The following is a 24189-nucleotide window of genomic DNA, read 5'->3' as shown; positions in this document are numbered from 1 at the left end:
AACGGTATCTCCGCATATGGTGTACAGAAGGCAGGAAGGGGGAGAAGTCTACATATGACCCGTATCGGCCGCAGGCTGCGGGGATGGACAAACGGGGTACTGGATCTTCCGCAGGATGTGCTGCAGGAGTTGCCCCGGATCACCCTGATCGGCAATAAGGAGCTATACATTGAGAATCACCGCGGTGTGCTGAACTTTTCCTCTGGACAGCTTACGATCGCGTTAGTGAATGGTTCACTGGAAATTTCCGGGGAGGGGCTTATGATCCGGAACATACTCGGCCAGGAGCTGGCTGTTGAAGGCATTATCGGTGAAATCAGATATAAGGGAAGCGAGGAGAAACCATGAAAGAGCCGCCTCTGTCAACATTGCGGGGGTTCGTTACACTGCATGTGACGGGACCGCAGGTGGAAAAGTTTATCAATGCCGTAGCCGAAGCCGGCATCGTCATCTGGGAGGTGAAGCCTGCCGGAGACGGCGCTTCCCTGAATCTCTTGCTGAATGACTTTTTTGCTCTCCGGCCGCTCCTGAAAAAGACAGGCTGCCGCATGCATGTCACCGCCAGGAACGGACTTCCCTTCAGGGCGGCACGGCTGTGGAGACGCAAGCTTTTTGCCGCAGGTATACTCCTGTTTGGGGTTACACTTCTGCTGTTTTGTTCGATGGTCTGGACCATCCGGGTTGAAGGAAATAAGCTGATTGCCTCCGATGACATATTAGCTGCTGCCCGCCAGGAGGGCGTATATCCGTACCAGTGGATTTGGCGTATGGAAGATCCGGACAAGCTCTCCAAAAAGCTGGCTTCCCGTGTCCCGGGTATTTCATGGGTCGGTGTGGAGCGGACGGGGACGAGCATTACGATTCAGGTAGTCGAGGCTGACCGGCCGGAGAATAAGCCTCTGTTAAGCCAGCGCCATTTGGTCAGCAGAACTGATGCTGTGGTTACCGGAATTTATGCCGAGCAGGGCAGACCGGTGGTGGGCATCCATTCCCGGGTCAAAAAAGGGCAGATATTGATCTCCGGAGCTTTGGGTGATGAGGAGAATATAGAGTATGTAGTGGCTAAAGGAGAGGTAAAGGGCCTTGTCTGGCATGAATACAATATCGAGGTTCCCCTGAAAACGACAAGCAGCTCCTATACCGGGGAACGGAAAGACCGCACTTACCTAGTGCTGGGTAAATGGGCGGTCCAGTTGTGGGGCTACGGGAAATCCGGTTTTGATAAATCACGCACGCTTACAGAGAATAATATGCTCACCTGGCGGTCCCTGCGGCTGCCGCTCGGGGTGATGACGGAGAAGGAGCTGCAGATCCAATACACGTCTTCGGAAAAAACGGCCGAAGAGGCCAGGGCAGACGGGATTGCACGGGCAAAAAATGATATTTTGGCCCGTTACGGCGCTGACAGCACCATAAAAAGTCAAAAAATTTTGCATGAGAAGAAAGACAATGGTAAAGTTTATATAAAAGTGCTGTTTGAAGTGGAAGAGAAAATTGCGGAAGAACTTCCGATAGTAAACAACTGAGGAGAATGAGGCTACTTGTCAGAACAGACTGCAAGCATTCGTATATCTTTGCAAAATGCGGGAGAAGCGCAATCCCTGTTCGGCCCGCAGGATGGATTCCTTAAAATAATCGAAAGTGAAATTCCGGCGGTCATTGACTCGCGTGAGGCGGAGGTTACGATACGCGGGGCGGAGCGCGAAGTGGACATGCTGGGGCAATTATTTGGCGTTCTGCTGTCCCTGGTTCGCAGCGGTTACATACTCAGTGAACGGGACATTCAATATGCGGTAGAGCTGGCTAAGGATTTTCGCGCCGATCAGCTGCTTGACCTGTTCAAGGGTGAAATCACAACCACTTTCCGCGGCAAGCCGATCCGTGTCAAAACCATTGGCCAGAAGCACTATGTTACTACCATTAAGAAACGCGATATCGTCTTTGGTATCGGTCCGGCAGGAACAGGCAAGACCTACCTTGCCGTTGTACTTGCCGTTACAGCCCTCAAAGAGGGTTCTGTGAAGCGTATTGTGCTTACCCGCCCGGCCGTTGAGGCAGGGGAGAGTCTGGGCTTTCTTCCTGGCGATTTGCAGGAGAAGGTAGACCCGTATCTTCGTCCGCTTTACGACGCCTTGTATGACGTTATGGGACCAGATCAGGTGGCCAAGGCACTAGAGCGGGGATTAATTGAAATTGCACCGCTTGCCTATATGCGGGGACGTACGCTTGATGATTCGTTTATCATCCTGGATGAAGCCCAGAATACAACCCCCGAGCAAATGAAAATGTTTTTGACCCGGCTTGGGTTCGGCTCGAAGATGGTGATCACTGGAGACGTCACCCAGATTGACCTGCCGCGCGGCAAGAAATCGGGATTAATCGAAGCTAAGGCGATTTTATCCGGCATTGAGGAATTGGGTTTTGTTTATTTTGCAGAACAGGATGTAGTAAGGCACTCCCTGGTGCAGAAAATTATCGTAGCCTATGACCGCTCTGCCGAAAACCTCGACTAACAAAGGGGACTGTCCTCATGGCTTCAAAGCAACCATCGAAATTAAGCGGATTTGTATATAGCAATACCGGATGGAAGTATAGCGCGGCAACGCGCTATGCTCTTTTCCTGTTATTGGGGATTGTCTTCTATTTCAGTCTCTCTTCTGATCTGCTGCCCAAACGTTATGATATAAAAGTGAATACCACCAGCGCCAAAGAAATTACGGCCCCCAAGCAAATCCTTGATAATAAGGCTAAGCTGAAGGCCCAGGAGGCGGCTGCCGAGAGTGTACCCAACAAGTATGAGATTATTCCGATCAGAGCCGACAGTCTGGTCACCTCGCTGCTGGACCGGATTGACAGCCTTAATCAGGATGATCTGATTTCACAAAGCGATAAGGTCGGTATCTACAAAGATGTGATTCCCCAGCGGGCTAATGACTTTATCCTGAATTTTATCAATTCAAGCCGTAATTCAGGCACTTATTCCGATACACTCCTGGATGAAATACAGTCGGTCATCGCTGAGCAGGCTTATACCATTCCGGAAGAGACTTATATCAAAATCCCGCGTCTGACCTCCCAGGACATCATCGAAATGAAGCAGGTTGCCCGGGAAATTGTGATTAAGCTGATGAACGATCAAATCGTTGACGCCCAGACGGTGCGCGCCAAGGTAGCAGAACAGGTCAGCGTCAGTTCGCTTAGCCAACGCACAGCGCGTGAGGTTACGCAGGAGCTGGTGCGGCTTGTTATTATGCCGAATAAGTTCTTTGACGAGGAAGCCACCAAGGAAGCAAAGGTGCAGGCCCGGGAGAATACGCCGGATGTGTTTATTGAGCAGGGGGATGTGCTTGTATCCAAAGGGGAGACAATTACGCCAGATTTATACGCGCTGCTGGATGAAAACGGACTGCTCAGCAATGAAGTCAACTATTGGCCGCAATTCGGGCTGCTGCTGCTGTCGATCATGCTCTCGGCAGGATTAATGGTATTTATCCGCTATTCCGGAGGCACCTCCGGTTTTAAGTATAATAACTCCCAGCTGCTGATGCTGGTGCTCGTCTTTATCATAACCATCTTCACCATGCGGCTTGCCGCGTTCCTGCAGACCGATGTCCGGTCTTATGTGGGCTTCCTGGCTCCGGTCGCGATCGGGGCGATGCTGATTGCCATGCTGCTGGATATGACCCTGGCTTATTTCTGCTCCATTTTGTTCAGTGTGCTCTCAAGCATTATTCTGAATGTGCAGCAGAATACGGTTTTTGACTTTACCTTCGGCTTCTTTGCGCTGGTAGTTTCGTATGTCGCCATTTTTGCAACCCACCGCGCCGGACAGCGCTCCACCCTGCTGAAAGGCGGAATTATGGTCTCCTTGTTCGGCTGTGTAACAGTATTTATGCTGAAACTGCTGGGAGGCGGGGAATGGAATGATACACAGACCTTATATGAGGTGGGTTTTGCTTTTGCCAGCGGTCTGCTGACAGCGGTGCTGGTGATCGGCCTGATGCCGTTCTTCGAGGCTACCTTCGGCATTTTATCGGCGCTGAAGCTGGTCGAGCTGTCCAACCCGAATCATCCGCTGCTCCGTAAGCTGCTTACCGAAACACCGGGAACGTATCATCACAGCGTAATGGTCGGCAACCTGTCGGAAGCTGCGGCAGAGGCGATAGGTGCGGATGGCCTGCTGTGCCGCGTCGGCTCCTACTATCATGATATCGGCAAGACGAAGCGGCCGTTTTACTTTATCGAGAACCAGAACAATATGGAGAATCCGCATGATTCGATTGAACCGGCGCTCAGTAAATCAATCATTGTGGCTCATGCCCGTGACGGGGTGGAAATGCTCAAGGAGTATAAGCTGCCTAAACCGATCCGCGATATTGCGGAACAGCATCACGGCACGACGTTCCTGCATTATTTTTATCATAAAGCACTAAAACTGGCGGAGGAAAAAGGCATTGAGCCGGATTTCACCGAAGAGGATTTCCGCTATTCCGGACCTAAGGCACAGTCTAAAGAAGCAGCCGTGGTCGGAATTGCTGACAGTGTGGAGGCTGCTGTCCGTTCGCTCCGCAAGCCGACCGTTGTGCAGGTGGAGACGATGATCGAGAAGATTATTAAGAGCCGTCTGGACGATCACCAATTCGACGAATGTGACTTGACTATCAAGGAATTGGACATTATCGCGCGGACGCTTAAAGAAACGGTAATGGGGATTTTTCACTCACGGATCGAATATCCTGAGGAAGTGAAGAAACCGAAGAAAGAGGAAGGGGCGGCTACTACATGAGTTTAGCCATCAATTGGAGCAATGAACAGGAAGAATACGAAATCAATGACGGTCTTATCGCACTGCTGGAGAGTATTCTGCAAAAAGCGGGGGAAGCCGAAGGGATTGAAAAAGGTGAGGTGGACCTAACTTTTGTCGATAATGAGCGCATTCATGAACTGAACCGCGAATACAGGGGGATTGACCGTCCGACGGATGTGCTTTCCTTTGCGATGAACGAAACCGGAGAAGATGAGCCGGAGATTATATATGCATTTGAGGAAAATGATGAACTTGGGGATGTGCCGAACGCGCTGGGAGATATTATTATCTCTGTTACACGGGCGCAGGAGCAGGCTTTGGAGTACGGGCATTCTCTGGAACGGGAGCTTGGATTCCTGTTCGTTCACGGTTTTTTGCATCTGCTGGGCTATGATCATCAGGATGCGGCTTCGGAGGCCGAGATGATGTCCAAACAGGAGCATGTACTGGCTCAGGTGGGGTTGACCCGCTAATGGTCAAAAATACGGCGGTGGGCCACAAAAAATTCTGGCATTCTTTTCGATTTGCTGCGCACGGCATAGCCTCAGCGTTCAAATCCGAGCTGAACATGAAGGTGCATTGCGGCCTGGCTGTTATTGTGCTGGCCGCCGCCGCTTTTTTTCGGCTTCCTCCTTCAAGCTGGATGATGCTGCTGCTGGCAATTACGCTTGTTCTGAGCACAGAGCTGTTGAACACGGCTATTGAAGCGACGGTTGATCTGGTGTCGCCGGATATTCATCCCCTGGCTAAGACTGCCAAAGATACCGCCGCAGGAGCTGTGCTGCTTACGGCGGTCTTTGCTGTTATCGTCGGAATCTATGTTTTTTATCATCCTGTGATGGACTGGATCGCCGGACTTATGTCATAATCAGTTTACAACTTCAGCTGACCTAAGAGGCGGACCGGCTTTTTTGCCCTCCGTCATCTTTAGTTAGGCCGTTCTCTTTCGAAGCAAATATGCTGTAGAAGAGCCCAATTTCAAAGGTGTGTATAGGGGCAAATCTCAAATAGGACGGCTTATAATAGCATGGTTGCCTGCTGATGAAAAATGATCAGAAGTCTAACAAAACAAACTGAGCGGAGGTTTGCGAAGCCAGTTTTGTATGTAGTAAAACCAAGTAGAATATGCTGACAAAACTAAGTGAATGCTTACGAAGCCAGTTTTGTACGAAGTAATCCAAGTAGAATATGCTGACAAAACTTTTAGGAGGGCCACTATGGAATCTGCTCAACTTCTTCAGGAAGCGATCAAGGCAAGAGCTAATGCATATATACCTTATTCCCGTTTCGGAGTCGGTGCGGCGCTGCTGGATCAGGACGGCCATGTCCATCATGGCTGCAATATCGAGAATGCGGCCTACGGCCCGACGAACTGCGGTGAGCGTACAGCAATGTTCCGCGCCATTGCAGACGGCCACAAACCCGGCACCTTCCAAGCGATTGCCGTCGTTGCTGATACTGACGGACCTGTATCGCCCTGCGGCGTCTGCCGCCAGGTCATGGTTGAACTGTGCGGTCCCGATATGAAAGTTATTCTGGGCAACCTGAAGGGCGATATCGTCGAAACAACGGTGCGCGACTTGCTTCCCGGCGCGTTTGGCCCGGCTGATCTGGAGCAGGGGCAGGCTCCTGAATAAATCAGCTCTACATAGCCGGCGGAATTCAGTAGCCGCAATGTAGTGTACTTTCGTTTTAATTGCACAAGGTACCGTTAAGTAAGCCAAACTTTGCGCAGTATTCGAATTTAATTGCAGCTTCTGCAGTTATATTTGCCAATTTGCCAGTGAATCGCCCAAATTTCCAAAAATAACTGCAAGAAATACAGCTAAATGAGAAAGTTGCAGATTCAATCTGAAATAACTGTACAAAATACAATTAAAGTATCGACTAAAAGTATCGACCGAGTGCTGATGGTGCGCTCCAAGCGAATGTCAGTTAACTAATCAATTCACGCCGCTGTCCAGCGTGTTCCCGGAGGGAACGAAAGCGCTCCATGCACCACTTTACTGATCCGTGCGCCGATTCCTGCTCCTACGCCAATTCCGGGTGTCCAGAGGGCCGGGGCCCTTGGGATCCCCCTTGCTAAGGGGGATTTAGGGGGATCGAAAAGGTTTTGAATCAAGGTTTTGAATCAAGGTTTTGGATCAAGGTTTTGAATCAAGGTTTTGAATCAAAGCTTATAGAATAAAAACACTTTTTAAATTATTTTTCACCAGTGGAAGGAAGATCATATGAAATTCAAATCAGGGTTTGTCGCCATTATCGGCAGACCGAACGTAGGCAAATCGACACTCATGAACCAGGTGATTGGTCAAAAAATTGCCATCATGTCGGACAAGCCGCAGACCACAAGAAACAAAATTCACGGGGTGTATACGGCGAACAATTCACAGATCGTATTCCTGGACACACCGGGTATCCATAAAAGACAGTCGAAGCTGGGCGATTACATGAACCAGACGGCGATGAGCACGCTGCATGAAGTGGAAGCGGTACTGTTCCTGGTGGATGCTTCAGAGGGTCTGGGCGGCGGTGACCGCTTTATCGCTGAGCAACTTAGCGGCGTTAAGACACCTGTTATTTTAGTGCTTAATAAGATCGACAAAATCGAACCGGAAGCACTGCTTCCGCTGATTGCACAGTACAACAAGCTGCATGAGTTCGCTGAAATCGTACCGATTTCCGCCAAACTCGGCAGTAATGTCAATACGCTGCTGGATCAGGTGGCCAAATATCTGCCGGAGGGTCCTCAGTATTATCCAGATGACCAGATTACCGACCATCCGGAGCAGTTTGTCTGCGCCGAGCTGATCCGTGAGAAAATTCTCCACATGACCCGTGAAGAGGTGCCGCATTCCATTGCAGTGGCCATCGAGGATATGCGCGTAGAGCCTAATGGCGTAGTGCATATTAACGCGGTTATTTTTGTCGAGCGCGATTCCCAAAAGGGGATTATCATCGGCAAACAGGGGGCGATGCTGAAGGAAGTCGGCAGACGGGCCCGCACGGATATCGAGAACCTGCTGGGTTCGAAGATTTTCTTAGAGCTATGGGTAAAAGTAAAAAAAGACTGGCGCAATCAGGAACGCGTTCTGCGCGATTTGGGCTTCCACAAAGACCTTTAAAACTTAGGCTCCGCAGCTTCTTGAAACGGCCCCGCCTGCCAAGCAGGACGGCAGGCCGTTTCTGCTTGGCAGGAATTGCAAGGATAAACCTCCGCTTAGCGCACATCCTATTTCTGAAGAGACATCGTGTTTCCGAAGAAAGGATGAATACGAATGCGAGACTTTTCGTGGAAGTATTTTGCAAAGACTGGAGATGTCGATGCTTATCTGCTGTATAGAGAAGCCGGAGATCCGCTTGAAGAAGGCGGACCGCTGCTAGCGGAGGAAGAGAAGGCCCTTGATGAAGAAGCGCAATAAGGACTGGTTGCTTGCCGAATGGTTGGGGGAAGAGGCATGCTACACAGGGTGGAAGGGATCGTCATCCGCAGCATGGACTACGGTGAAGGGAACGCCATTATTACGCTTTGCACCGAGAACGCCGGTAAAGTAGGCGTTCTCGTCCGCGGTGCCAAGAAGGTTAAAAGCCGCCATGCTGCGCTAATCCAGCTGTTCACGGTTGGGGAATTTGTATTTTTCCGCAACAATGGGGGGTTAGGGACCCTGAACGCAGGAGAAATAACACAGTCCCATCATTCGCTGCGGACAGATTTGATCAAAGCAGCCTATGCTTCATATGCATGCGAACTGCTTGACCGTGTGCTGCATGAGGAGGAAACCGGCAGCTTCTGGTTCCGGCAGCTGTCGGCGTGTTTGAATGCACTTGAAGAAGATAAGGAACCCGGTGTCATTCTTAATGTATTTGAGATGAAAATACTGCAGGCTGCGGGATACGGGCCGGAACTCGATCATTGTATTGCCTGCGGGCTGGACAAGCCTGATGAAGAACTGCGCGTCAGCCCCCGCCTCGGCGGGGTATTATGCCGCAGCTGCAGGCACAATGACCCGCCGGCGATGGAGATTTCTCCCCGTGCGCTTAAGCTGCTTCGCCTGTTTGCAGCCCTTGATCTGACACGCCTCGGCAATGTGGATGTGAAGGAAGCCACCCGCAGTGAGCTTAAAAAAGTAATGCGGGCGTTTATGGATGTGCAGCTGGGGCTGAAATTGAAGTCGCAAGGTTTCCTTGACCAGCTTGATAAATACAATATTTGACGAATCTTAAATTATCCGTTACTATGGGATCAGTTTCTTTTTAATTTACAGCCGATGTTACTCCGAAGATTTGGAGACGTGCAGTGATCGGGAAAGTAGTGGACGCCAGTTGTCGCTTAAGCGAGCCGGGGATAGTGGAAGCCTGGCAGCACAATGTTCATGAACAAGGCACCCGGGAGTACGGAGACGGCAGAATGAAAAGTGGATTTCGTCAACTTGCGTATTACTGAGCCGAAATGGCCGGGGACGCAGTGCGTAATCAAGTAGGGTGGAACCGCGGGAGTATATGTTAAGCTCTCGTCCCTATGTCTGGAAATCAGGCATGGGGGCGGGAGCTTTTTTGCCTTGTGGCGGACCTTCGGGCCTACGCTGCAGGCTTATAAGAGCGCCGCCTCCATCGCGGCACAGTAAGAAGCTTCATGGCAGAGACTGCCACCAAACTTGTAAAGCGAAGGAGTCGGTAGTATGAACTTTCAGCAGATGATTTTGACGCTGCAGCAGTTCTGGGCAGAACAGAACTGTATCCTCGTCCAGCCGTATGATACGGAAAAAGGGGCGGGCACGATGAACCCTATGACGTTTTTGCGTTCGCTTGGACCGGAGCCGTGGAAAGTAGCTTATGTTGAGCCTTCCCGCCGTCCGTCGGACGGACGTTATGGCGAGAACCCGAACCGGTTGTACCAGCATCACCAATTCCAGGTAATCATCAAGCCTTCACCGGACAACATCCAGGAGCTGTATCTGGAAAGTCTGAAGGCGCTGGGTGTAGATCCACTCTTGCATGATATCCGCTTCGTTGAAGATAACTGGGAGAACCCGTCACTGGGCTGTGCAGGCCTCGGCTGGGAAGTATGGCTGGACGGTATGGAAATTACGCAGTTTACCTATTTCCAGCAGGTGGGCGGAATTGAGACCAGTCCGGTAGCCGTAGAAATCACTTACGGTATGGAGCGTCTGGCTTCTTACATTCAGGAGAAGGAAAATGTATTCGATCTCGAGTGGGTAGACGGAATGACCTACGGTGATGTATTCCATCAGCCGGAGGTGGAGCATTCTACCTATACCTTTGAAGTATCTGATGTCCAGATGCTGTTCACCCTGTTCAACACCTACGAACAAGAAGCCCGCAGAGCCATGGAGAACCATCTGGTATTCCCGGCCTATGACTATGTGCTGAAATGCTCGCATACCTTCAACCTTTTGGATGCGCGCGGGGCCATTAGTGTTACTGAACGTACAGGCTTCATTACAAGAGTGCGGAATCTGGCCCGTACCGTTGCGGCGACATATCTGGAGGAACGCGAGAAGCTGGGCTTCCCGCTGCTGAAGAAAGAAGGTGTAGAACATGTCTAAAGATATCTTGTTCGAAATTGGTCTGGAGGAAATTCCGGCGCGCTTTATCCGGGCGGCGATGGAGCAGCTTCAGGACAAAACAGCCAAATGGCTGGAAGCTTCGCGCATTGAGCACAGCGGAGTAACCGCCTATGCCACCCCGCGTAGACTCGCTGTACTGGTGAAAGATGCAGCTGAGAAACAGGCGGATATCAGTGAAGAAGTGAAAGGCCCGTCACGCAAAATCGCACTGGATGCCAGCGGCGAATGGAGCAAGGCGGCACTTGGTTTTGCCCGCAGCCAGGGGGTATCACCCGACCAATTCACCTTTAAGGAACTGGCTGGTGTGGAGTATATCTATGCCACCAAAAACAGCGACGGTGTAGAGACCTCCTCTTTGCTTGCCGAGGGACTTACAGGCATCGTCAGCTCGATGAGCTTCCCGAAAAATATGCGCTGGGGCGCTTATGATTTCAAATTCGTCCGTCCGATCCGCTGGCTCGTTGCCTTGTTCGGCCAAGACATTATCAATCTGGAGATTACCGGTGTACAAGCAGGCAACGTGAGCCGCGGCCACCGTTTTCTCGGTGCAGAGACGGTCATTACAGAACCTGCTGCTTATGTTGAAACCATGCGGGCGCAGCACGTGCTGGTGGATGTGAAGGAGCGCGAAACGCTGATTCTGGATCAGATCAACAAGCTGGCAGCTGAAAAAGAATGGACCATCGGAATCAAGGAAGATCTGCTGGAAGAAGTGCTGTTCCTGGTGGAAACACCGACTGTACTGTTCGGTACCTTTGATCCTTCCTTCCTGAACATTCCGCAGGAGGTGCTGATTACCTCGATGCGTGAGCATCAGCGGTATTTCCCGGTATTTGATGCTGCGGGCAAGCTCCTGCCGTTCTTCGTAACTGTTCGGAATGGTAATGCGGAATCGCTTGATGTGATTGCCAAAGGAAATGAAAAGGTGCTGCGCGCCCGTTTATCGGATGCGAAATTCTTCTATGAAGAAGATCAGAAGCTGCAAATCAGCGATGCACTGGCTAAGCTGGAGACCATTGTGTATCAAGTTGAACTGGGCAGTGTTGGCGACAAAGTACGCAGAATCCGTGCAATTGCCGACAAGCTCGCAGCTAAGCTTGAACTCTCTCAAAGTGCAGCAGCTGAAGTCAGCCGTACCGCGGATATTTGCAAATTCGACCTTGTCACGCAAATGGTGGGTGAATTCCCTGAGCTTCAAGGCACGATGGGTGAAGACTACGCCCGTAAAGCTGGAGAAGCGGAGAATGTGGCCAAAGGTATTTTCGAGCATTATCAGCCGCGTTTTGCCGGAGACAGTGTGCCGTCGACGGAGGCGGGTATGGTCGTCAGTCTCGCTGACAAAATCGATACGATCGTCGGAAGCTTCTCGCTCGGCATTATCCCGACGGGTTCTCAGGACCCTTACGCGCTGCGCCGCCAGGCGGCAGGTATTGTGCAAATCGTACTGGAGCATAAGCTGCCGGTCAGTTTGCAGGAAATTTTCGCTGCAGCCGTGGAAGTTCATGAAAATTTACGCACAGAGAAACATTTTGCCCCTGAACTGCGTATAAACCTTTACGAGTTCTTTGGCCTTCGCGTGAAGCGCCTGTTATCCGATGATAATATCCGCTACGATGTTGTGGAAGCTGTCACTGCTGCGGGTTTTGATGACATCGTGGATGTTGTGAACCGAAGCCGTGCACTCACAGAGGCTGTAAATACTCAGGCTGATTTCAAAATCACCGTCGACTCGCTGACCCGTGTCAGCAATCTGGCGGCCAAAGCGGCAGAGGGTTCCGTTATCCAGCCTTCCCTGTTGAAAGAAGCAGCCGAAGTGAAGCTATATGAGACATGGCAGGGAATCCACGCGCCTTACCAGGAAGCACTTGCAGCCAGAAATGCCGCAGAAGCGCTGAGTATTCTTTCCGGCTTGAAGGATGCCGTCACCGGATTCTTTGATTCCGTAATGGTTATGGCCGAAGACGAACAGATCCGCACGAACCGCCTTGCTCTCCTGGCCGCTGTAGATGCAGACTCCAGAGTGTTTGCCGATTTCGGCAAGCTGGTTTGGTAATTTCCGGCTGAATTTGAGCTTTGCTGCCACAGCAAATTTGTAATTTTGAGTAACTTATGGTATAGATCGATGGTTTGGGGTATAAATATACGGAACGGTGCCAATGCGTAAGTTGACATTCGTTCCGTATTTATGCTTTATCAAAGAAGGATTTCGGTTTGGGTAAAGCGTATATATATTACACGGGAATTTGGTGATGACCATGGAAAAGCCCGGCGGAAGAAAAATCGTGGTCGACGGGGATGCTTGTCCGGTCAAAAAAGAAATTGCTGCTGTTGCACGTTCCTTCGGCGTACCTGTCCTGATGGTTTCGTCCTTTGACCATGTGCTTCAGGCGGAAGAGGGTGTCGCAGTGGTGCAGGTTGACCGCGGAGCTGACAGTGCTGATCTGTACATCGCCAATCATATTTCTGCCGGAGATATCGTCATCACGCAGGATTATGGACTAGCTGCGCTGGCGCTGGGCAAACGCTGCAGGGTGCTTTCAAACCGCGGACAGGAATATGAGGATTCAAAGATGGATTTTATGCTGGAAGGCAGGCATGCCAGGGCTGTGGAACGCCGGCGCGGGCACTATTCCAAAGGACCAAAAGCGATCACGGCCGAAGAAAAAATTCTTTTTCAACATAAACTGACAAAACTTTTAACACTTTTGCAGGAGAATGTGCAGCTATAGCGAATTATATTTATTTGTTAAGAGATGAAGGTGGCTAAAAGTGGCAAGCGGACACGGTAATATTCCGGAAGAAGTTATCGAGAGCGTGCTGGCTCGGCATGATATTGTCGAAACCGTCGGCAAGGTCGTCCATCTAACTAAGCAGGGGAAATATTTATGGGGCCTCTGCCCGTTCCACTCGGAGAAATCCCCTTCCTTCACCGTGACCCCTGACCGGGGTGTATTTCATTGCTTTGGCTGCGGAATGGGCGGTAATGCCATTAAGTTCAGGATGGAAATCGAAGGATTATCCTTCCCCGAAGCAGTCAGAATAATGGCGGAAGAAAGCGACATTGCCATTCCCGAGGGCAAAGGTGGGCCATTGTCTCCACCCGATCCCGAGCGGGACCGGCTGCTTCAGGCTTATGAATTGTCAGCAAAGTTTTATCATTTTCTGCTGAAGAACACGGAATACGGCACAGCCGCGATGAATTATTTAAGATCCCGAAACTTCAGCGACAAAATGATTGACCAGTTCCAGATCGGGTTTGCTCCTGACCGCTGGGATACGCTGCTGCAATTCCTGGAGAAGCGGAATTTTGATCTCGCCGAAATGGAGAAAGGCGGGCTGCTGTCTGCCAGAGGAGAAGGCAAGGGCTATATCGACCGTTTTCGCGGGCGGGTCATTTTCCCGATTGCGAACCGGACGGGCAAGGTAGTTGCTTTTGCCGGAAGAATTCTCGGAGACGGTCAGCCAAAATACTTAAACTCCCCGGAAAGCAGATTATTTAACAAGAGCCGGATTCTGTACAATTTGCACCAGTCCAAAGCATCCATCCGCAAAACGCGGCAAATCGTCCTCTTTGAAGGATATGGCGATGTCATTTCGGCCTGGGAAGCAGGTGTGCATAACGGTGTAGCTACAATGGGAACGTCTCTGACGGAGAGCCATGTGGCACTGTTGAAAAGTCTGGGAGATGAAGTCATTCTCTCCTATGACGGCGACAAGGCAGGACAAGCTGCCGCGCTGAAGGCAATCCCGGTGCTGGAGGATAGCGGGCTGAGGGTTAAGGTTGCCGTGCTTCCAAGCGGACTGGACCCGGATGAGTTTATCTCTCGTCATGGCGGGGAAAGGTTCATGGAGCAGGTGATTGACTCGGCGGTTTCAGCCATAAAATTTAAGCTTATATATCTGAAAAAAAACCATATACTCCTAGAGGAAGACGGCAAAATAGCCTATGTTAAGGAAGCACTCCAGATTATTGCGACGCTTCATTCCTCCACAGAGCGGGAAGTTTATTTGCGGGAAATATCCTCCGAGCTCGAGCTGTCATATGATAGCTTGAAACAGGACTGCAACTTACTCCGCGCGTCGATGCAAAAAAACATGCCCGAAGGGGATAATAACGACAAAAGGTGGAATAATGGTAGGCATAAAAAAGGGCAAGTGCAGACACCAACTTTGCTGCCCGCTTATCATGCTGCAGAACGGCGCCTGCTGTCTTTTATGATTCAGGATCCGGAAGCTGCCGCTTATGTAGGCGAACGCCTCGGAGAAGAGTTCAACATCGATGATCATGCGGCAATTGCCGCTTATCTATATGCCTATTACGCGCAAGGCAAACCACCCGGCATCAGCCGGTTTCTGTCATCGCTTCAAGATGACCGTCTGGAGAAGACTGCTACAGCCATATCCATGATGGACACACCTCCAGACTGGAATACGCAGGTTCTGGATGACTGCATCCGTGAAGTGAAGAAATATCCTACACAGCGCAAGATGGAGCAAAAGCGTGAAGAGATGATTCAAGCGGAGAAATCCGGTGACTTTTTACGTGCGGCACAAATAGCAAGTGAGATTATAACCCTAGAGAGACAGTGAGAATTTGACAGGATGTACCTAGGGAGGAGGGAGTCGAATTATGGCGAACGATCAGCATACTGAACTGGAAGCAGAATTTACTCTGGATCAGGTTAAGGACCAGCTTATTGAACACGGCAAGAAAAGATCATCATTGAATTACAAAGATATTATGGAGAAATTGTCGCCGTTTGATCAAGACCCCGAGCAGATGGAGGAATTCTACGAGCAGCTCAGCGACCTCGGGATCGAGGTTGTCAATGAGAATGATGAAGAAGGCTCCAATCCGCTTCGGCAGAGCGAGGACAATGAGAACAGCGAAGGTGATGATTTCAGCTTCGATGACGATTTGTCCTTGCCGCCGGGAATCAAAATTAACGATCCAGTCCGGATGTATTTGAAGGAAATCGGACGTGTGCCACTGCTATCAGCAGATGATGAAGTTGAGCTGGCTATGCGGATCAAAAATGGTGACGAGGAAGCCAAACGCCGTCTGGCCGAAGCCAACCTGCGTCTCGTGGTAAGTATCGCCAAACGTTATGTCGGACGCGGCATGCTGTTCCTGGATTTGATTCAGGAAGGCAATATGGGTCTGATCAAAGCGGTGGAGAAGTTTGACCATAACAAAGGATTCAAATTCAGTACCTATGCGACATGGTGGATTCGCCAGGCGATCACACGGGCTATCGCTGACCAGGCACGTACGATCCGTATTCCGGTGCATATGGTGGAAACGATCAATAAGTTGATCCGTGTCTCCCGCCAGCTGCTGCAGGAACTGGGACGTGAACCTTCGCCGGAGGAAATTGCTGCAGAAATGGAGCTGACCGTTGAGAAGGTTAGAGAAATCATGAAGATTGCTCAGGAACCGGTATCACTGGAAACTCCTATCGGGGAAGAGGATGATTCGCATCTCGGCGATTTCATCGAGGATCAGGAGGCGCTGGCGCCTGCGGACGCCGCTGCTTATGAGCTGCTGAAGGAACAGCTGGAGGATGTACTGGACACGCTCACTGAGCGTGAAGAGAATGTGCTTAGACTCCGTTTCGGTCTGGATGACGGACGGACAAGAACGCTTGAGGAAGTCGGCAAAGTATTCGGTGTTACGCGTGAGCGGATTCGTCAGATCGAAGCCAAGGCGCTGCGCAAGCTGCGTCACCCGAGCCGCAGCAAACGGCTTAAGGATTTCCTCGAATAGATTCGATAACCGGACCTTCTGCTGCATGGTGGCAGGAGGTTCTTTTAGCTTGAGAAGCATCTAGCGCAAGGGTGAAATGAGGGATAAGCCGTTGAATCTGGAAAAACGTGAAATTATTATAAGAGAAATTCAGTACTGGAGAAGAAGCAAGCTGCTGCCCGAACAATATTGCGACTTCTTGACCAACCTCTACAATGATGAGGCGGAGATCAAGGACAGCAATCCGGTATCGCTGCAAAATCTACAGCAGGGAAGCATCAAAGTTTGGTTGTTTGGTTTTGGAATTATTTCCTTGATTTTCTTGATTAGTCTTTATTTTAGCGTTTTTCCCTGGCCTTTGCAACTTGCAACAGCACTCTGTGTTTTAGTGGTCTGCTACGGTTATTCGGCCATTTACCGGGACCGCAACAATATGATCAGCCTCCTGCTGGCTGGGGTCGGCAGTGTGCTGACACTGGGTTTTGGCCTATGGCTGATCGCACTGCATGACCTTGATCCTGACTTTTGGAGACCTCTGCTGATTGCGGGCTGCGGGCTGCTGTGGTGCGTCCTGGGCTTCACCCTGCGGATTGGTTTGCTGCACTACTGCGGATTCGCCTTTTGGGCACTTCTGTATGCCGGATTCTCCGGGCAAATGCGTCCGGATGCCTCGATGCTGGAGCTGGAGCTGATCTGGCTGCCGCTGTGTGTGCTGATGGTCTGGTTAAGCTGGCTGCTTTACCATAAGGTCAGCGGTGTGTCAGGTGTCTATCTGGGAGTCGGCGTGTCGCTGTGGCTAATGCCGGAGGTCGATGCATTGTGGTTAAGACAGGACTATCCGGGCTGGGTGTCACTGTTATTGATAGTGAAGGTTGCTGCCGGATTGGCTCTGCTGTTTATTTTCCGAAAAAAATGGATAACGTGGGTGGCCTCATGAACAAAGTAAAATTATCAGACCGGCTGCAGCTTCTGCTGGATCAGGTGCCGGAAGGAAGCAGACTCGCCGATATTGGCTCCGATCACGCGCTGCTTCCTGTAGCTGCTGTAGAGAGTGGAAAAGCCGTTTCGGCAATTGCAGGTGAAGTAAATCAGGGTCCGTATGAAGCGGCGCTAAAAGGTGTTGCAGAAGCCGGACTCGGCAAACAAATCGCTGTACGGCGCGGTGACGGACTTGAAGTGCTTGAACCGGGTGAAGCCGATTGCATCACGATTGCCGGAATGGGCGGATCGCTGATCGCTGCCATATTGGGCCGCGGCCAGGCCCTCGGCAAACTGGAGGGTGTGAAGACGCTGGCGTTGCAGCCGAATGTAGGTGAGGATATTTTGCGCCGCTGGCTGCTGAATAACGGCTGGGTAGTGACGGCCGAGCATATTCTTGAAGAGGACGGTAAAATCTACGAAGTGCTGACAGCCTATCCTGAAGGGGATGCTTTCGGACTGACGAATGAGCAGCTGTACCTAGAGCGGGTGCTGCCAGGAGGAGTGATCTGCAGCCCGGACATGCTGCTGCAAATGGGACCTTGGCTGCTGGAAAAGCCGAATGCCGTATTTACCGCCAAATGGCAGGGGGAGATTGCCAAGCTGGAAGGCATTCTTGGCTCTTTGTCCCGCTCAGAGCTTGATTCGGCGGAAGAGAAACGGAGCAAAATCCGGGCGCAGATCAAGAAAATTTCGGAGGTGCTGGAATGTTTGCCAAAGGACAAACTGTAATTGGCTATATGGAGCAGCTTGCCCCGAAGCATCTGGCGGAAGAATGGGATAATGTAGGCCTGCAGCTTGGCAGTCTGCAGAAGGAAATCAGCGGCGTGCTGGTTGCCCTAGATGTCAATGACGCCGTTGTGGACGAAGCCATTGCTAAGGGCTGCAATCTGATTATTGCCCATCATGCGATTATTTTCCGGCCGATCAAGGGAATTCAGACCGATACTCCTATGGGTAAACTCTATGAAAAGCTGATCAAAAATGATATCGCGGTCTATATCAGCCACACCAATCTTGATGTTGCCGAAGGCGGAATGAATGATTGGATGGCGGATGCGCTTGGTATTGAGAACGGGGCGCCGATCAAGGATATTCATACAGAACAGCTGTCCAAGCTGGTCGTATTCGTGCCGAAAGACCATCATCAGAAGGTCCTCGATGCGATCCTGAATGCCGGTGCGGGCTGGATCGGGAATTACAGCCATTGCAGCTTCAATATTGAGGGCTATGGTACTTTTGTTCCGCGAGAGGGCTCCGACCCTTACATTGGAGAAGCGGGTAAAATGGAGCGTGCCGAGGAAATCCGTATCGAAACCATTGTTCCGCTCTCCATCCGCAATAAGGTAGTCCAGGCCATGCTGAAGGCACATCCGTATGAAGAGGTTGCCTACGATCTCTACTCGATGGATCTCAAAGGCCGGAGCCTTGGACTGGGCAGAGTAGGCAAGCTTAAAGAGCCGACGACATTAGGTGAATTCATCGAAACGGTTAAGCGCGGGCTGAAGGTGGATCATGTACGTGTCGTAGGTGACCTAAACCGTCCGGTCCGCAAAGCTGCGGTGATGGGCGGATCCGGTGCCAAATACTATAACAGTGCCATCTTCAAGGGAGCTGATGTATTGGTGACCGGTGATGTGGATTATCATACGGCGCAGGATGCCTTCCTGGCCGGAATTGCCCTAATCGATCCGGGACATAATGCGGAGAAGATTATGAAGGAGCATGTGGCGGAGTGGGTGAGCAGTAAACTGGCGGAACATAAGTATAGTACCGCTGTTTATGCTTCGCAAATTGACACAGAGCCTTTCAAGTTCCTCTAAAGTTCCTTTATTTTACACTTGTGCAGACTGGTGCAAGTCTGTATAATATACAATGTTGTTCGGGAAGTTTGACAGACAATCGCCGGCGGCTTAGCCGCGGGAGGAAAGTCCGGGCTCCACAAGGCAGGGTGCTGGATAACGTCCAGTCGGCGCGAGCCGAAGGATAGTGCCACAGAAATGGACCGCCGATGGCCGCTTTCGGGCGGCACAGGCAAGGATGGAACCGAGGTGTAAGAGACCCCGAGGAACGCTGGTGACTTCGTTCCTGGTAAACCCCATCTGGAGCAAGACCTAATGAGACACAGCGCTTCCTTTACCGGAAGAGCAGCCTTCGCCTGAGGCGTGTCTAGGTTGGTCGCTGGAGCTGTGCAGTAATGTACGGCCTAGATAGATGATTGTCGCTTATGGTGGGAGGGTAGTTCCCGGTTGAACCACAACGAGCACAGAACCCGGCTTACGGCAAACTTTCCTAACTGACAACTCATAGCGATGTACGAAGCTTATATACGACAAGACAGCGGCCTTCCTTTTGGAAGGCCGCTTTTTTTGCTGTTTTTCGGATTTCAGACGATTGTTCCCATTGCCTTTACAGATTTCCGCGTATAGTTCTCCAGTGCCGTCTCAAGCCGCTGTACAGCAAGCGGTACCAGTGCTGGAGGGGTATGCGTGAAGTTTAGGCGCATCGCGTTCGTAAGCGGATCGGCTGCATAGAACACTCCACCGGGTACAAACGCTACACCCTGCTCTACGGCCAGTGGAAGAAGCTCGGTAGTGTTAATATCCGGCGCCAGCTTCAGCCACAGAAACATTCCGCCCCGCGGCTCGCTGAAGCTTGCTCCCTCCCAGCCCCGTCCGGACAGTTCGCCGGAGAGCCGCTTCATCCGTGAATGATATTCCCGTGAAATGACACGGATATGCGCATCAATATCAAATCCCTGAAGTAATTCATGCAAGGCGCGCTGGTCAATTGCACTGGAGTGCAGGTCAGCGGCCTGCTTCGCTTTTGCGATCATTTGGATCAGCTCAGAGGGTCCGGTAATCCAGCCGGTGCGCAGGGCGGGGGCAACGATTTTGGAGAAGGTTCCGGTGTACACGACACAGCTGTCATCGCCGGAGCTTCTGTCAATGGAAGCCATGGTCGGCGGATAGGCTCCCGGGGTTTCATCGAATGTTATTTCACCATAGGGGTTATCTTCCAGAATCAGCACGTTGTAGCGCCGGCATAGTTCAACCGTTCGTTCACGGCGTTCCCTGCTCCAGCTTGCGCCCGAGGGATTGTTGAAGGTGGGCACGGTGTAGAGCAGCTTGGGACGGTGCAGCCGGAGCTGTTCCTCCAGATGATCCGGCAGCATACCGAATTCATCGCTTTGTACGGTCTGAAGATCAGCGCGGTAAGAGCCCAATACCTGCAGGGCGGCCAGATAAGTGGGCGCTTCAATTAGCACTGTGTCCCCCGGGTCAAGCAGGACTTTACAGAAGAGATCGATGGCTTGCTGGGAGCCTGTGGTCAGGAGCAGATCGGCAGCTTGAACGGGAATACCCTGAAGTGTTAATCTGGCGGCTACAGCCTCGCGCAGCGGTGCATATCCTTCGGTAAGCCCGTATTGCAGCGAAGAGGCGCTTCCGGATAGCGCACGGTTATAGGCTTCACGGACAGCCTCCACCGGAAACAGATCCTCTCCGGGCAATCCGCCTGCCAGGGAGATGATATCCTTGCCCTGTGTAACCTTGAGAATATCACGAACGGCTGACGATCCGAGATGACCTGTCATATCAGCGTAATTGATCTTCATAAAAAAAGCTCCCCGCAATTGAATTTTGTTGTATCATAACGGCATAGCGGTATAACAGTAAAGCGCTGAATATAACAGTGGGAGGATGGCCAAATGCATATTGAGTTAGTCCGCAGCAGCACTAAGTCCCTGCCGCAGCAAATCAGCGGGACGCTGGCTCAGCGAATCACGTCCGGCCTGCTTCAGCCGGGCATGCGCCTGCCCTCTGTACGCAGTCTGGCCTCCTCTTTGAAGGTCAGCCAGGTCACGGTTAGCAAAGCCTATGACGATTTGGAGAGCCATGGCCATATTCTGTGCAGCCAGGGGAAGGGCTGTTTTGTGGCAAAGAAGCCGCAAAAAGCACAGGAAGCCGGGTCTGGATGGCAGGACGGGTATGATGATTTTTTGCCCCGGGCCCAGCTTTGGCGGAATTTTGATTACTCTAATGTGCAATACCCCTTTCATATAGCAGCCATTCACAGTGATCTGCTTCCTCTGGATGAGATTGGATCGACGATGTCCCGGCTTGTACTTGAGCAGCCTGAGCTGATGGCCTCCTACGGGAATTTCCAGGGGGATTCGGAGCTTCGTGAAGTGATGTCCCGGCATTTGAGAAAACACGGGGTTTCTGTACAGGCCTCCGGCATAATGATTACGAGCGGGTCACAGCAGGGGATTGATTTGGTTGCCCGGACTTTTGTGGGTCCGGGAGATACCGTATATCTGGAAGCGCCCAGTTATACAGGAGCTATCGATGTTTTTGCCGGACGGGGAGCGGAGATGATCTTTGTACCCATGGACGATGAGGGAATGAGGATTGATGTACTGACCAGGCTGTGTGACCGGAGGCCGCCGAAGCTGATCTACACCAATCCTACATTTCAAAATCCGAGCGGAGTCACTATGAGCATAACAAGAAGACAGCGGTTGCTGGAGCTGGCCAGAAGCTACCGCTGTCTCATTGTCGAGGATGATCCGTTCAGTGATCTTTATTTTCGCAAGCCCCCGCCGCCGCCAATCAAATCCTTGGATGAGGAAGGGCATGTAGTCTATATGAAAAGCTTCAGCAAAGTCATTGCCCCGGGCTGCCGGATTGCCTGTGTCGCCGCCGGAGGCAATATCCTCTCCAGGCTGATTGCCGCCAAGTCAGCGAGTGACCTCGGCAGTCCACTGCTGAATCAGCGGGCGGTACTTCCGTTCATCGCCCGGAAATATGAGGCTTACGCAGAGCAGCTGCGGGCTGCCTTGCGGGGACGGATGGAGACAGCGGCAAAGCTGCTGAAGCAGCATGCCCCGCCGGGAGTCACCTGGAACCTTCCGGAAGGAGGATTGAACCTGTGGCTGCAGCTGCCCGCAGCAGACAGGATCGCAGGGCTGCATGCGCGGGCCGAACAGGAAGGAATATCCTTTCTTCCCGGCGATGTTTGTTATTCCGGCGAGAAGCCTTCCCGGCACATCCGACTCTGCTATTCACAAATGACGGAAACAGAGATGGAGCAGGGCCTAAGGCAGTTCCTCCTGCTGCTGAAAGAGCATTTGGGCTCCGGCCTTTAATGGCTGTTTTCCAGACTTTGCTGCAGGCTTTTGAGCTGCCGGCCGACATGCTGGGGAAATAGCTGAAGGGGGACGTTGTTGCCGCCAGCGGCCCGGAGAGTTTTATAAATATCAACCTGGCCCCACCCGTAATATTTGTCATGCCCCGCGACACCAAGATCAACCGCATTAGCGGTCATCAGATCCATGACCTCCTTGTTGGTTAAGGCCGGATTGAGTGAGCGGACCAGCCCGGCAAGCGCAGCAACATGCGGACTCGCCATTGAAGTTCCTGATAGCGCCGCATATTGATTATCGGGATAGGTGCTGGCAATGCTTTCTCCCGGTGCTGCAACGTCAATGTATTCCCCGTAATTAGAGAAGGAGGCCCGTTCTCCGGTGGAATTCGTGGCGGCAACGGCGAGCACTTCTTCGTAGGCAGCCGGATAACCCGGGCGTTCAGTGTTGTCGTTTCCCGATGCGGAGACGATCACAACATCGCGGTCATAGGCATATTTAATGGCATCATGCAGAAACTGTGAATCGGCATAGTTACCCAGGCTGAGATTGATGACCTTAGCACCGTTGTCGGCAGCCCAGATAATGCCTTCAGCAACGGAGTAGGTTGTGCCTGCTCCCGAGTTGTCGAGCGCTTTAACCGGCAGTATTTTGTTGTACCAGCTGATGCCGGCGACACCTTCCTCGTTATTGGTCAATGCGCCGATAATACCCGCTACATGAGTTCCATGTCCCACATCGTCGTCTGGTGTTGAACCGTTTGTGATCGCATTATATCCAGTGAGCAGCTGGCCTTGCAAGTCCGGATGGCTTGCCTGCACACCGGTATCAACCACGGCGACAATAACCTCTTTGCTGCCTTTAGACAGATTCCAGCCCTGCTCGGTCTCGATAGCCGGAAGGTTCCACTGGTAGGTAGAGAACAGGAGATCATTGGGTGTAATTACTTTAGCTCCGGTATTTTCGTCTTTAGCGTCATTGGTTAAATACATATAGTGAGGCTCTGTATATTCCGGACTCCATTTCTTAGTAAAATAGGTTTTGAGCCGGGAATAAGTCATTTTGTCCGAACGGAAAATATAAGCATATCCCAGTTTGCGCGGCTCCTTGCAGCGGATATCCGCTGCGATGGTCTGAAGCTGTCCGGCAGTGGGATGGCCGTTTTTGAAACGGACGACGATTTCGTTTTCGTAAAAATGGCTGGCATTTTCGTTATCATGGCCTGTCTTAACGGTAATATCCTTCAGGGTATCGGTATGGACGGATTCCACCCGGTAGTTGCCTTCCTTCGGGTAAGGGATGAGCCGCAGGTTTTTGAGCTGGTGATCGGCTACACGGTCAAGGATCCTTTGATTGATCAGGGCGATTACAGCGATATTTCCTTCCTGATCACGCTGGGCCATAAAGTAATATTTTTTATCGCCGATAATGAAGGAAGGGGATTCATACGACTGATGCCCTTTAATCGCAGCTTTTGCTGAATTCAGGTATTTGCGCAGCTGTTTGTTTTCCTGATCGGTGCCTTCCGGGAGTGAGGATTTGAAGGTGCTTGTCTTATGGGTCCGGTAATCGATCCACATTAGCATGGTGATATGCCCGTGTCCCTGCTGAAGGCGCTGAGCATATGCTGAAATATCCTGGGGCGGTGCACCGTGAGTCTCGGCGAGCATGGTCCGCAAATGTCTGCTGACATCAGTCCGGTTTAAACGGTCGGTAGCGCTGACATCCTGAACAAGATTTGTTTTTTTGACCGTTTTTTCCTGTGAGGGATTGGGAACGGTGGCTTGCGCAGTCTGTTTCAGCCTTGGTTCTTCAGCAGGGCGCAGAACAAAGGTTAGCAGGACAACCGTGAACGCAGCGGTGACAAGACCGGCGACCGTTAGATTTTTACGTGACATATTTTCCGCTCCTTCAAGGTATTGTA

21 protein-coding genes and 1 other RNA gene are annotated in these 24189 nt (G+C 51.4%); 20 read left to right on the top strand and 2 right to left on the bottom strand.

Annotation, left to right across the window (positions count from 1 at the left end; translation table 11 throughout):
- Positions 1 to 54: 54 nt before the first annotated feature.
- The 19 genes from yqfC to rnpB all read left to right on the top strand — a co-directional run bounded on the left by yqfC (position 55) and on the right by rnpB (position 19414).
- Positions 55 to 348 (top strand): sporulation protein YqfC, encoded by a 294-nt coding sequence (gene yqfC / locus JRJ22_RS22110; protein WP_206101523.1) that lies wholly within the window; start codon positions 55 to 57, stop codon positions 346 to 348.
- Complete coding sequence (gene yqfD / locus JRJ22_RS22105; protein ID WP_206101522.1) at positions 345 to 1526, top strand: sporulation protein YqfD; 1182 nt, start codon at positions 345 to 347, stop codon at positions 1524 to 1526. Before yqfC ends, yqfD begins: the two co-directional genes overlap by 4 nt.
- A 15-nt stretch (positions 1527 to 1541) precedes the next feature.
- Positions 1542 to 2513 carry a PhoH family protein gene (locus JRJ22_RS22100; RefSeq protein WP_206101521.1) on the top strand — a complete coding sequence of 324 codons (972 nt, stop codon included), beginning with the start codon at positions 1542 to 1544 and terminating at the stop codon, positions 2511 to 2513.
- A gap of 17 nt (positions 2514 to 2530) precedes the next feature.
- Entirely contained in the window at positions 2531 to 4786 is a 2256-nt protein-coding gene (locus JRJ22_RS22095; protein WP_206101520.1) for an HD family phosphohydrolase, read from the top strand.
- The gene (gene ybeY, locus JRJ22_RS22090) at positions 4783 to 5280 is read left to right on the top strand and encodes an rRNA maturation RNase YbeY (RefSeq protein ID WP_206101519.1); all 498 of its coding nucleotides are present in this window, start codon (positions 4783 to 4785) and stop codon (positions 5278 to 5280) included. The genes JRJ22_RS22095 and ybeY overlap by 4 nt, the downstream gene beginning before the upstream one ends.
- Positions 5280 to 5675, top strand: coding sequence for a diacylglycerol kinase family protein (locus JRJ22_RS22085; protein ID WP_206101518.1), 396 nt, complete (start codon positions 5280 to 5282; stop codon positions 5673 to 5675). Before ybeY ends, JRJ22_RS22085 begins: the two co-directional genes overlap by 1 nt.
- 349 nt (positions 5676 to 6024) lie before the next feature.
- Positions 6025 to 6444, top strand: coding sequence for a cytidine deaminase (locus JRJ22_RS22080; protein WP_206101517.1), 420 nt, complete (start codon positions 6025 to 6027; stop codon positions 6442 to 6444).
- Between the two features lie 594 nt (positions 6445 to 7038).
- Positions 7039 to 7932, top strand: coding sequence for a GTPase Era (gene era, locus JRJ22_RS22075; RefSeq protein WP_054941788.1), 894 nt, complete (start codon positions 7039 to 7041; stop codon positions 7930 to 7932).
- Between the two features lie 153 nt (positions 7933 to 8085).
- Positions 8086 to 8229, top strand: coding sequence for a YqzL family protein (locus tag JRJ22_RS22070; RefSeq protein WP_082451906.1), 144 nt, complete (start codon positions 8086 to 8088; stop codon positions 8227 to 8229).
- A gap of 36 nt (positions 8230 to 8265) precedes the next feature.
- Positions 8266 to 9021 (top strand): DNA repair protein RecO, encoded by a 756-nt coding sequence (gene recO, locus JRJ22_RS22065; protein WP_206101516.1) that lies wholly within the window; start codon positions 8266 to 8268, stop codon positions 9019 to 9021.
- 465 nt (positions 9022 to 9486) lie between these two features.
- Entirely contained in the window at positions 9487 to 10374 is an 888-nt protein-coding gene (gene glyQ / locus JRJ22_RS22060) for a glycine--tRNA ligase subunit alpha (protein ID WP_206101515.1), read from the top strand.
- The gene (gene glyS / locus JRJ22_RS22055; protein ID WP_206101514.1) at positions 10367 to 12448 is read left to right on the top strand and encodes a glycine--tRNA ligase subunit beta; all 2082 of its coding nucleotides are present in this window, start codon (positions 10367 to 10369) and stop codon (positions 12446 to 12448) included. The genes glyQ and glyS overlap by 8 nt, the downstream gene beginning before the upstream one ends.
- Positions 12449 to 12644: 196 nt before the next feature.
- A complete protein-coding gene (locus tag JRJ22_RS22050) occupies positions 12645 to 13124 on the top strand; it encodes a YaiI/YqxD family protein (RefSeq protein ID WP_232380922.1) in 480 nt (159 codons plus the stop codon).
- Positions 13125 to 13164: 40 nt separating this feature from the next.
- Positions 13165 to 14985 carry a DNA primase gene (gene dnaG / locus JRJ22_RS22045; RefSeq protein WP_206101513.1) on the top strand — a complete coding sequence of 607 codons (1821 nt, stop codon included), beginning with the start codon at positions 13165 to 13167 and terminating at the stop codon, positions 14983 to 14985.
- Positions 14986 to 15025: 40 nt separating this feature from the next.
- On the top strand, positions 15026 to 16162 hold the full coding sequence (rpoD, locus tag JRJ22_RS22040; protein WP_206101512.1) for an RNA polymerase sigma factor RpoD: 1137 nt from the start codon (positions 15026 to 15028) through the stop codon (positions 16160 to 16162).
- A gap of 91 nt (positions 16163 to 16253) precedes the next feature.
- Positions 16254 to 17078 carry a hypothetical protein gene (locus JRJ22_RS22035; RefSeq protein ID WP_206101511.1) on the top strand — a complete coding sequence of 275 codons (825 nt, stop codon included), beginning with the start codon at positions 16254 to 16256 and terminating at the stop codon, positions 17076 to 17078.
- Positions 17075 to 17851, top strand: a complete 777-nt coding sequence (locus JRJ22_RS22030; protein WP_206101510.1) for a tRNA (adenine(22)-N(1))-methyltransferase — start codon at positions 17075 to 17077, stop codon at positions 17849 to 17851. Before JRJ22_RS22035 ends, JRJ22_RS22030 begins: the two co-directional genes overlap by 4 nt.
- The gene (locus tag JRJ22_RS22025; RefSeq protein ID WP_206101509.1) at positions 17827 to 18942 is read left to right on the top strand and encodes a Nif3-like dinuclear metal center hexameric protein; all 1116 of its coding nucleotides are present in this window, start codon (positions 17827 to 17829) and stop codon (positions 18940 to 18942) included. Before JRJ22_RS22030 ends, JRJ22_RS22025 begins: the two co-directional genes overlap by 25 nt.
- Before the next feature lie 63 nt (positions 18943 to 19005).
- An RNA gene (rnpB, locus tag JRJ22_RS22020) (RNase P RNA component class A) lies at positions 19006 to 19414 on the top strand.
- 91 nt (positions 19415 to 19505) lie between these two features.
- Here rnpB and JRJ22_RS22015 read toward each other — a convergent pair.
- Positions 19506 to 20735: an aminotransferase-like domain-containing protein gene (locus tag JRJ22_RS22015; protein ID WP_206101508.1), complete on the bottom strand. Its 1230-nt coding sequence runs from the start codon at positions 20733 to 20735 to the stop codon at positions 19506 to 19508.
- A 93-nt stretch (positions 20736 to 20828) separates the two neighbouring features.
- Here JRJ22_RS22015 and pdxR point away from each other — a divergent pair, with 93 nt between their 5' ends.
- On the top strand, positions 20829 to 22268 hold the full coding sequence (gene pdxR, locus JRJ22_RS22010; RefSeq protein WP_206101507.1) for a MocR-like pyridoxine biosynthesis transcription factor PdxR: 1440 nt from the start codon (positions 20829 to 20831) through the stop codon (positions 22266 to 22268).
- Here pdxR and JRJ22_RS22005 read toward each other — a convergent pair.
- Positions 22265 to 24163, bottom strand: a complete 1899-nt coding sequence (locus JRJ22_RS22005; protein ID WP_206101506.1) for a S8 family peptidase — start codon at positions 24161 to 24163, stop codon at positions 22265 to 22267. The genes pdxR and JRJ22_RS22005 overlap by 4 nt on opposite strands.
- Positions 24164 to 24189: the final 26 nt, after the last annotated feature.

The sequence above is a fragment of the Paenibacillus tianjinensis genome (genome assembly GCF_017086365.1).
Taxonomy (GTDB): domain Bacteria; phylum Bacillota; class Bacilli; order Paenibacillales; family Paenibacillaceae; genus Paenibacillus_AQ; species Paenibacillus_AQ tianjinensis.
This window is presented reverse-complemented; position numbering and strand designations above follow the sequence as displayed.

Excerpts from the sequence above, each read along its gene's own strand:
- ybeY (WP_206101519.1), top strand. The coding sequence starts at position 4,783 with ATGAGTTTAGCCATCAATTGGAGCAATGAACAGGAAGAATACGAAATC.
- JRJ22_RS22025 (WP_206101509.1), top strand. The coding sequence starts at position 17,827 with ATGTTTGCCAAAGGACAAACTGTAATTGGCTATATGGAGCAGCTTGCC.
- glyQ (WP_206101515.1), top strand. The coding sequence starts at position 9,487 with ATGAACTTTCAGCAGATGATTTTGACGCTGCAGCAGTTCTGGGCAGAA.
- yqfD (WP_206101522.1), top strand. The coding sequence starts at position 345 with ATGAAAGAGCCGCCTCTGTCAACATTGCGGGGGTTCGTTACACTGCAT.
- JRJ22_RS22050 (WP_232380922.1), top strand. The coding sequence starts at position 12,645 with ATGACCATGGAAAAGCCCGGCGGAAGAAAAATCGTGGTCGACGGGGAT.
- era (WP_054941788.1), top strand. The coding sequence starts at position 7,039 with ATGAAATTCAAATCAGGGTTTGTCGCCATTATCGGCAGACCGAACGTA.
- JRJ22_RS22005 (WP_206101506.1), bottom strand. The coding sequence starts at position 24,163 with ATGTCACGTAAAAATCTAACGGTCGCCGGTCTTGTCACCGCTGCGTTC.
- recO (WP_206101516.1), top strand. The coding sequence starts at position 8,266 with ATGCTACACAGGGTGGAAGGGATCGTCATCCGCAGCATGGACTACGGT.
- JRJ22_RS22070 (WP_082451906.1), top strand. The coding sequence starts at position 8,086 with ATGCGAGACTTTTCGTGGAAGTATTTTGCAAAGACTGGAGATGTCGAT.
- yqfC (WP_206101523.1), top strand. The coding sequence starts at position 55 with ATGACCCGTATCGGCCGCAGGCTGCGGGGATGGACAAACGGGGTACTG.
- JRJ22_RS22080 (WP_206101517.1), top strand. The coding sequence starts at position 6,025 with ATGGAATCTGCTCAACTTCTTCAGGAAGCGATCAAGGCAAGAGCTAAT.
- JRJ22_RS22015 (WP_206101508.1), bottom strand. The coding sequence starts at position 20,735 with ATGAAGATCAATTACGCTGATATGACAGGTCATCTCGGATCGTCAGCC.
- pdxR (WP_206101507.1), top strand. The coding sequence starts at position 20,829 with ATGCATATTGAGTTAGTCCGCAGCAGCACTAAGTCCCTGCCGCAGCAA.
- rpoD (WP_206101512.1), top strand. The coding sequence starts at position 15,026 with ATGGCGAACGATCAGCATACTGAACTGGAAGCAGAATTTACTCTGGAT.
- JRJ22_RS22095 (WP_206101520.1), top strand. The coding sequence starts at position 2,531 with ATGGCTTCAAAGCAACCATCGAAATTAAGCGGATTTGTATATAGCAAT.
- glyS (WP_206101514.1), top strand. The coding sequence starts at position 10,367 with ATGTCTAAAGATATCTTGTTCGAAATTGGTCTGGAGGAAATTCCGGCG.
- JRJ22_RS22030 (WP_206101510.1), top strand. The coding sequence starts at position 17,075 with ATGAACAAAGTAAAATTATCAGACCGGCTGCAGCTTCTGCTGGATCAG.
- JRJ22_RS22085 (WP_206101518.1), top strand. The coding sequence starts at position 5,280 with ATGGTCAAAAATACGGCGGTGGGCCACAAAAAATTCTGGCATTCTTTT.